Origin of the sequence: Lysinimonas soli, from assembly GCF_042655435.1 — a bacterium.
Lineage (GTDB): Bacteria > Actinomycetota > Actinomycetes > Actinomycetales > Microbacteriaceae > Lysinimonas > Lysinimonas soli.
Map to the genome: position 1 here is coordinate 150,898 of NZ_JBHSMG010000005.1, position 7,502 is coordinate 158,399.

Annotated in this window: 8 protein-coding genes; 5 read left to right on the forward strand and 3 right to left on the reverse strand. The window is 71.0% G+C overall.

Features of this window, described 5'->3' with window-relative positions:
* From ACFPJ4_RS14880 to ACFPJ4_RS14890, 3 genes are read left to right on the forward strand one after another with little or no spacing between them, the layout of a single operon-like run.
* Positions 1-369, forward strand: a complete 369-nt coding sequence (locus tag ACFPJ4_RS14880; RefSeq protein ID WP_386741242.1) for a DUF1048 domain-containing protein — start codon at positions 1-3, stop codon at positions 367-369.
* Positions 366-1,178: an ABC transporter ATP-binding protein gene (locus ACFPJ4_RS14885; protein WP_386741244.1), complete on the forward strand. Its 813-nt coding sequence runs from the start codon at positions 366-368 to the stop codon at positions 1,176-1,178. The genes ACFPJ4_RS14880 and ACFPJ4_RS14885 overlap by 4 nt, the downstream gene beginning before the upstream one ends.
* Positions 1,175-1,939, forward strand: coding sequence for an ABC transporter permease (locus ACFPJ4_RS14890; RefSeq protein WP_386741245.1), 765 nt, complete (start codon positions 1,175-1,177; stop codon positions 1,937-1,939). Before ACFPJ4_RS14885 ends, ACFPJ4_RS14890 begins: the two co-directional genes overlap by 4 nt.
* A 58-nt stretch (positions 1,940-1,997) precedes the next feature.
* On the opposite strand, the gene ACFPJ4_RS14895 is transcribed toward ACFPJ4_RS14890, so the two are convergent.
* A complete protein-coding gene (locus ACFPJ4_RS14895; protein WP_386741246.1) occupies positions 1,998-3,476 on the reverse strand; it encodes a malate:quinone oxidoreductase in 1,479 nt (492 codons plus the stop codon).
* A gap of 292 nt (positions 3,477-3,768) precedes the next feature.
* On the opposite strand from ACFPJ4_RS14895, the gene ACFPJ4_RS14900 reads away from it, so the two are divergent.
* The gene (locus ACFPJ4_RS14900; RefSeq protein ID WP_386741248.1) at positions 3,769-4,656 is read left to right on the forward strand and encodes an endonuclease domain-containing protein; all 888 of its coding nucleotides are present in this window, start codon (positions 3,769-3,771) and stop codon (positions 4,654-4,656) included.
* A gap of 123 nt (positions 4,657-4,779) precedes the next feature.
* Here ACFPJ4_RS14900 and ACFPJ4_RS14905 read toward each other — a convergent pair whose 3' ends face one another.
* Positions 4,780-5,841 carry an aspartate-semialdehyde dehydrogenase gene (locus tag ACFPJ4_RS14905; RefSeq protein ID WP_386741250.1) on the reverse strand — a complete coding sequence of 354 codons (1,062 nt, stop codon included), beginning with the start codon at positions 5,839-5,841 and terminating at the stop codon, positions 4,780-4,782.
* A gap of 81 nt (positions 5,842-5,922) precedes the next feature.
* Here ACFPJ4_RS14905 and ACFPJ4_RS14910 point away from each other — a divergent pair, with 81 nt between their 5' ends.
* Positions 5,923-7,380, forward strand: coding sequence for a phytoene desaturase family protein (locus tag ACFPJ4_RS14910; RefSeq protein WP_386741252.1), 1,458 nt, complete (start codon positions 5,923-5,925; stop codon positions 7,378-7,380).
* Here ACFPJ4_RS14910 and ACFPJ4_RS14915 read toward each other — a convergent pair.
* Positions 7,377-7,502: integrase core domain-containing protein (locus ACFPJ4_RS14915; RefSeq protein WP_386740913.1), on the reverse strand; the 126-nt coding region annotated here is incomplete at its 5' end. The genes ACFPJ4_RS14910 and ACFPJ4_RS14915 overlap by 4 nt on opposite strands.

Here is a 7,502-nt window from a genome sequence, read left to right on the forward strand (position 1 = left end):
ATGGTCGCCAAGTGGATCGAGACCCTGACCGGGTCACTCGAGCAGAAGAAGCAGTACAAGAAGGACAAGGCCCGTATCGATGCCCTCCCCGAGCCGTACGCGACGGCGGCAAAAGCGATGCACCGGTACTTCATCTACTACGGGGGCATCACCGACGGCGACACGCTCATCACGATGTTCGGCGATCTCGCCGACCTCTGGGAGCGCGCCGCCGCCGACGGAACGCCCGTTCGCGAGATCGTCGGCGACGACCCGGTCGACTTCTCGGAGACCTTCGCGCAGGCGTATGCCGGCGAGCAGTGGATCGACAAGGAGCGCGCCCGCCTGACCCAGGCGATCGAGGACGCCGAGCGGGCGGAGCGGAAATGACCGCGGAATCCGCCATCCGGGTACAGGGCATCGAGAAGTCGTTCAAGAAACTCGCGGTTCTGCGGGGTGTGGATTTCGACGTGGCCCCCGGCAGCATCTTCGCCCTGCTCGGGTCGAACGGCGCGGGCAAGACCACGCTCGTGCGGATCCTGTCGACCCTGCTGAAGGCCGACGCGGGCACCGCGACCGTCTGCGGCTTCGACGTCGCCACCCAGCCCGGTGAGGTGCGCGAGTCGATCAGCCTGACCGGTCAGTTCGCCGCGGTCGACGAGGTGCTCACCGGCCGGGAGAACCTCATGCTGGTCGCCCGGCTGCGGCACCTGAAGAACCCGGGTGCGATCGCCGACGGTTTGCTCGCCCGCTTCTCACTCGCCGAGGCCGGCAACCGCAGAGCGGCGACGTACTCGGGAGGCATGCGACGCCGGCTGGACATCGCGATGAGCTTGATCGGCACGCCGCCGATCATCTTCCTCGACGAACCGACGAGCGGGCTGGACCCCCAAGCGCGCATCGAGGTGTGGCAGACCATCAGGCAGCTCGCCGGCCAGGGGACGACGGTGCTTCTCACGACGCAGTACCTCGACGAAGCCGAGCAGCTGGCCGACCGCATCGCGATCCTGCACAAGGGCACCATCATCCAGAACGGCACACTGGCCGAGCTCAAGAAGCTCCTCCCGGCCGCCCAGGTCGAGTACGTCGAGAAGCAGCCCTCGCTCGAGGACGTCTTCCTCGCGCTCGTCGGCGACACCGGCGAGAGCGACGACACCGACAGCGCCGCCACGGCGCCCGTAGGAAAGGACCTCCGATGACCACCCACGCCCTCAGCGACACCGGCACCCTGACCGCCCGTTCGCTGCGCCACATCCTCCGCAGCCCCGACACGATCATCACGACCGCGGTCACCCCGATCGCGCTGATGCTGCTGTTCGTGTACGTGCTCGGCGGCGCGATCCAGACCGGATCCCACGGGTCGTACATCGACTACATGCTCCCCGGCATCCTGCTCATCACGATCGCGTCCGGCATCGCGTACACCGCCTACCGGCTGTTCCTCGATCTGCAGGGCGGCATCTTCGAACGCTTCCAGTCGATGCCGATCGCGCGCTCGAGCGTGCTCTGGGCGCATGTGCTGACCTCCCTGGCCGCCAACCTGGTCTCGGTCGCCCTCGTCGTCGGCGTCGCGCTGATCATGGGGTTCCGTACGGGAGCGTCGGTCGGCGCCTGGCTCGCGGTCGCCGGCATCCTGATCCTGTTCACGCTCGCCCTGACCTGGCTCGCCGTAATCGCCGGCCTGTCGGCGAAGACCGTCGACGGCGCGAGCGCGTTCAGCTACCCGCTGATCTTCCTGCCGTTCATCAGCTCCGCGTTCGTGCCGACCACCTCGATGCCGGGCCCGGTCGCCTGGTTCGCCGAGAACCAACCGGTGACCTCGATCGTCAACACCGTCCGCGCCCTGTTCGCCGGACAACCCGTCGGCAGCACCATCTGGGTCGCCCTCGGCTGGCTGGTGGGGATCCTCGTCGTCGCCTACGCCTTCTCGATCGTCGCGTACCGTCGCCGGATCAGCTGAGGGCGAAGCGTCGGCGGTGAGGACCCGGCGGCACTGGGCCGTCGGGCTGGCCGCTGGGTCAGGCCGGGATGTCGAGTGCCTTCGCCGTGCGGGCGAGAGTCGCCGCGGCCTTCGCCTCGTCGTCACCGAGCAGCGCGCCGTAGCTTGGCACCATCTTCGTCAGCTTCGGAGTCCAGCTCGCCAGCCGATCGGGGAAGCACTTGGCGAGCACGTCGAGCATGATCGGAACCGCGGTCGATGCCCCGGGCGACGCGCCGAGCAGACCGGCGATCGAGCCGTCGGCCGAGGAGACCACCTCGGTTCCGAACTGGATGACCGGCTTGCCCGCGGCATCCCGTTTCATGATCTGCACGCGCTGGCCGGCCGTGATCAGTCGCCAGTCGCCCTTCTTCGCCTTCGGCGCGAACTGCTGCAGCGCGCGGTGTCGCTTGGTGGAGCTCGCGAGCACCTCGCCCACCAGATAGCCGACCAGGGAGAGGTTGGTCAGGCCCGCCCCGATCATCGTGACGAGGTTGTGCGCGCGGATCGAGCCGAACAGGTCCCACCACGAGCCGGTCTTGAGGAACTTCGGGGTGAAGCCCGCATACGGCCCGAACAGCAGGCTCGCGGTGCCGTCGACGACCCGGGTGTCGAGGTGCGGAACCGACATCGGCGGCGAGCCGACCGCGGCCTTGCCGTACACCTTGGCCTTGTGCTGTGCGACGATCGCCGGCTCGTCGGTGCGCAGGAACTGCCCGCTGATCGGAAAGCCGCCGTAGCCGCGGATCTCTTTGATCCCCGACTTCTGCAACAGGTGCAGGGCCGCTCCCCCGGCGCCCACGAACACGAAGCGCGCGGTCAGCTCGAGCGGGGTTCCGCCGACGTCGTGGCGGATGCCGATGTGCCAGAGTCCGTCGCGCTTCTTCAGGCTCGTGACGCGATGCTCGAGCTTCAGGGAGGCTCCGGACTCGACCAGCCCGTCGAGCAGCAGCCGCGTGAGGGAGCCGAAGTCCACGTCGGTGCCCGCGACGATCCGGGTGGCGGCGATGGGCTCGTCCCGGCGACGACCGGGGATGAGCAGGGGCGCCCAGCCGCGAATCACGGTGGCGTCGTCGCTGAACTCCATGCCGCGGAAAAGCGGGTGATCTTTCAGGGCCTCGTAGCGGCGGCGCAGGTAGTCGACGTTCTCCTCGCCCCACACGAAGCTCAGGTGCGGCACCGGGTTGATGAACTTGCGGGGCTGGGGCAGCATGCCCTCGTCGACCAGATACGACCAGTACTGCCGGGTGACCTGGAACTGCTCGTTGACCTTCACGGCCTGGCTCACGTCGATCGTGCCGTCCGGCCGCTCGGGGGTGTAGTTGAGCTCGCAGAGTGCCGAGTGGCCGGTGCCGGCGTTGTTCCAGGCGTTGGAGCTCTCGAGGGCGACGTCGCCGAGCTTCTCGAGGATGGTGATCGTCCACGTCGGCTCCAACTGGCGGAGCAGTGAACCGAGCGTCGCGCTCATGATTCCGCCGCCGATGAGGGCGACGTCGACGGGTTTAGACACGTCTTCCATCCTAGGCGTGGCCGCGCGGGCCCACCGGAACGGGAGTGTCGGCCGGCGTGCAAGATTCGGGGTTTTTGCGGGCGTGGTAGGGCTGGGTGGGCGGGCGCCCGCCGCCGCGTGCGGGGATCAGGATCCGGCAGGCGTGTCGTCGCCGGATCAGGTGCGGCGACCGCGCGCCTGCCCGCCGCATCCTGATCCCGGCGCGAGTCCCTGCCCCCTCCCCAGCCCCCGAATCCCGCCGTTCTCCCCCCTTCGCGTCATCCGGCCCCGTCGCGGAGGCGCCCGCCTGTGGAATGGATGGATGCGCGACCTCCTCCTCGATCTGGCGGCGACAGGCGGCCTGGCTCGAACGCGATCGCTCGTCGCACTCGGGCATTCGACGCGCCGGCTCGCGAGAGCCGTCGAGTCCGGGCTGGTCGCTCGGCCCAGGATCGGCTGGGTCGCGGCACCGGATGCCGAGCCCGCCGGCATCCGGGCGGTTCGGCTCGGCTGCCGGTTGACCTCCAGCAGCGCCTTGGTGAGTCACGGGGTCTGGGTCGACCGGGTCGAGGGCCTCGTCGTGCTCGCCGCGGCGAATGCGTCCCGACTTCCTCCCCTCGGGCCCGGTGAGCGTCGCGTCTGGTTTCGCGAGACCTTCCCCGCCGCAAGCGCACGCGAGTGGCGGGTGTCGGTGCTCGACGCCCTGCTCCACTTCGGGCACGAGCATTCGGCCGCCGCGCTCGTGGCCTCGGTCGACAGCGCCCTCCAGTTGCGACTGATCGGCATGGCCGAGGTCGAGGCGCTCTGCGCGGCTTCCCACTCACGACACCGGCACCTCCGCCGGGATTGCGACGGCCGGGCGGAGTCCGGAACAGAGAGTCACTTGCGGCTGCTGTTGCGAGCGGCCGGATTCCGGGTCGAGTCGCAGGCGTCGATCCCGCTCGTGGGACGAGTGGATCTGCTCGTCGACGGGTGGCTCATCGTCGAACTGGACAGCGCAGCACATCACAGCGATCCGCTCACGCAGGAGAGCGATCGCATCCGCGACGGGAACGCGATCCTGACCGGGCACGCGACGCTGCGGTTCATGCCCGAGGCCGTGCGGAACGCTCCCGACTGGTGCCTCGAGGTGATTCGCGGTCGGATGCGGGACGGGCGACCCGATGCGGAATCAGGTGCGGCGTGGCCGACGCGCCGCGCAGCATCCTGATCGGCGGACTTCGGCGGCGCGCCGCCCTGATCCGCCGACACCGGGGGCAGGGCGGGCCGGTCGGCCGAGCAGGTGAGACCGGGGGCGGGGGCGGGGGCGGGGCGGGGTGGAGCGGGGCCCGGGTCAGGCGACGGGGAGCTTCGCGGCGACCAGCTCGGCGATCTGCACGGCGTTGAGGGCGGCGCCCTTGCGCAGGTTGTCGTTGGAGATGAAGAGCGCGAGCCCGCGGTTGCCGGGCACGCCCTCATCCTGGCGGATGCGCCCGACCAGGCTCGGGTCGATACCGGCCGCGTCGAGCGGGGTGGGGACGTCCATGAGCTGCACGCCCGCGGCATCCGCCAGCAGCTCGCGCGCGCGCTCGGGGGTGATCGCCGACGCGAACTCCGCGTTGATCGACAGCGAGTGGCCGGTGAAGACGGGGACGCGCACGCAGGTCCCGCTGACCCGCAACTCGGGCAGCTCGAGGATCTTGCGGCTCTCGTTGCGCAGCTTCTTCTCTTCGTCGGTCTCGCCGAGTCCGTCGTCGACGATGGAGCCGGCGAGCGGCAGCACGTTGAAGGCGATGTTCTTGACGAACTTGTGCGGCTCGGGCATCGTCACGGCGTGCCCGTCGTGCACGAGCCCGATCGCGTTCTGCGCGACCGCCGACGCGGCCTGCTCGAGCAGCTCCTCGCCGCCCGCCAGACCCGCTCCCGAGACCGCCTGATACGTGCTGACGATGAGGCGCTGCAGACCGGCCTCGGCATCCAGGACCTTGAGCACCGGCATCGCGGCCATGGTCGTGCAGTTCGGGTTGGCGACGATCCCCTTGCGCGCCTCGTCGATCGCGTGCGGGTTGACCTCGCTGACGACGAGGGGCACGTCGGGGTCCATCCGCCACGCGCTGGAGTTGTCGATCACGAGCACGTCGGCCGCAGCGAACCGCGGCGCCTGCACCTTCGACATGGTCGCGCCGGCCGAGAAGATGGCGATGTCGAGTCCGGTCGGATCGGCGGTCGCCGCATCCTCGACGGTCACCTCGTACCCCCGGAACAGCAACGTCGTTCCCGCGCTGCGGGCGCTCGCGAAGAACCGGACCTCGCTGAGCGGGAAGTTGCGCTCCTCGAGGAGGCGACGCACGACCGCGCCCACCTGACCGGTGGCGCCGACGACGCCGAGACGGACTCCCGCTGTGCTGCTGCTCATGGTCAGAGAGCCTAGCCGCGGAAACGCCCCTGCCGCCCGGCGCTGCGTCGGCTTGGCGGCCCGTTCCCCTAGCTTGGCAGCATGAGCACGCCGGACGCGATCGTGGTCGGCGCCGGACCGAACGGTCTGGCCGCCGCCGTCACCCTGGCGAGGGCGGGGTTGGCCGTCGAGCTGTACGAACGCGCCCCGACCGTCGGCGGCGGCGCCCGCACCGCGGCGACGACCGACCCCGGCTTCTTGCACGACCTGGGGTCGGCGGTGCATCCGATGGCGCTCGCCTCGCCCTTCTTCCGCGCCTTCGGCATCGAGCAGCGCGTGGACTTCGTCGTCCCCGAGATCTCGTACGCGCATCCGCTCGACGGCGCCGGCGGCGCGATGCGCGCGGGTCTGGCCTGGCGCGAGCTGGACCGCGCCGCCGCCGAACTCGGCCGGGACGGACGCGCCTGGCATCGCCTGTTCGCCCCGCTGGTGCGGGAATCGGATGCCCTGCTCGACATCGTCGGCGACACACTGCTGCGCCTCCCCCGTCACCCGCTGACCCTCGCCCGCTTCGGCCTGCGCTCGCTCGAACAGGGCGGCCCCGCGTGGAACCTCCGCTTCCGCGACGAGACGGCGCCGGCGATGCTCGGCGGACTCGCCGCCCACGCCGCAGGCCGGATGCCGCATCCGGTGCGCGCCGGCGCCGGCCTGCTGCTCGGGGCGCTCGCACACGCCCGCGGGTGGCCGATCCCGGTGGGCGGAAGCCAGGCGATCAGCGACGCCCTCGCGGCCGACTTCGTGGCGCACGGTGGCCGTATCCATCTGGATGCCGAGGTCGCCGACGTGCGCGAGCTGCCCGCCGCCCGCGCGGTGCTGCTCGACGTCGCGGCGCCGATCGCGGCACGGATCGCCGCGGGGCGGATCCCGGACGCCTCCCGGCGCCGCCTGGCCCGGGTTCGCTTCGGGGCGGGCGTGTTCCGGCTCGACCTCGCCGTGTCCGCGCCGATCCCGTGGCGCGACACTCGCATCGGGGGCGCCGGCACTGTGCACCTGGGGGGAACCCGCTCACGGATCGCCGAGGCCGAGCGCCGCACGCCGAACGGCCTGCCACCGCATCCCTTCGTGCTGCTCTCGCAGCCGACCCTCTTCGACCCGAGCCGTGCGCCCGCGGGCCGGCACACGGTGTGGGCGTACACCCACGTGCCCGCCGGGTCGGCGGTGGATGCCGAGGAGGCGATCCTCGCGACGATCGAGGCCGCCGCCCCCGGCTTCCGCGACACGATCATCGCCCGCGCCTCGCGCACGGCGCCCCAGCTCGAACAGGAGAATCCGAGCCTGATCGGCGGTGACATCTCGGGCGGCCTGATCGACGTGCGGCAGACCGTGTTCCGGCCCCGCGCCCGTACCCCGTGGGCGATCGGCGACGGCGTCTACCTGGCCTCGTCGTCGGCGGCGCCCGGCCCGGGCGTCAACGGACTGGCCGGATGGCGCGCCGCCCTGTCCGCCCTCGGCCGCGAGTTCGGGCTCCCGGCCCCCGGGCTCGGCGCGGAGCCGGGCTAGCTGTAGTGCCCAGCCAGGTTGTTTGAGATGCGGCTGATGGGTGGGAGCTTCCCGATGGCGGTGTGGGGCCGGTGCTGATTGTAGAAGTGCAGCCATGCCGGGAGAGCGGCGCGGCGGGCTGA

What these genes read in the sequence shown, in the direction of transcription:
- ACFPJ4_RS14885 (WP_386741244.1), top strand. Translation starts at nt 366, where the DNA reads ATGACCGCGGAATCCGCCATCCGGGTACAGGGCATCGAGAAGTCGTTC.
- ACFPJ4_RS14905 (WP_386741250.1), bottom strand. Translation starts at nt 5,841, where the DNA reads ATGAGCAGCAGCACAGCGGGAGTCCGTCTCGGCGTCGTCGGCGCCACC.
- ACFPJ4_RS14880 (WP_386741242.1), top strand. Translation starts at nt 1, where the DNA reads ATGGTCGCCAAGTGGATCGAGACCCTGACCGGGTCACTCGAGCAGAAG.
- ACFPJ4_RS14900 (WP_386741248.1), top strand. Translation starts at nt 3,769, where the DNA reads ATGCGCGACCTCCTCCTCGATCTGGCGGCGACAGGCGGCCTGGCTCGA.
- ACFPJ4_RS14895 (WP_386741246.1), bottom strand. Translation starts at nt 3,476, where the DNA reads ATGGAAGACGTGTCTAAACCCGTCGACGTCGCCCTCATCGGCGGCGGA.
- ACFPJ4_RS14890 (WP_386741245.1), top strand. Translation starts at nt 1,175, where the DNA reads ATGACCACCCACGCCCTCAGCGACACCGGCACCCTGACCGCCCGTTCG.
- ACFPJ4_RS14910 (WP_386741252.1), top strand. Translation starts at nt 5,923, where the DNA reads ATGAGCACGCCGGACGCGATCGTGGTCGGCGCCGGACCGAACGGTCTG.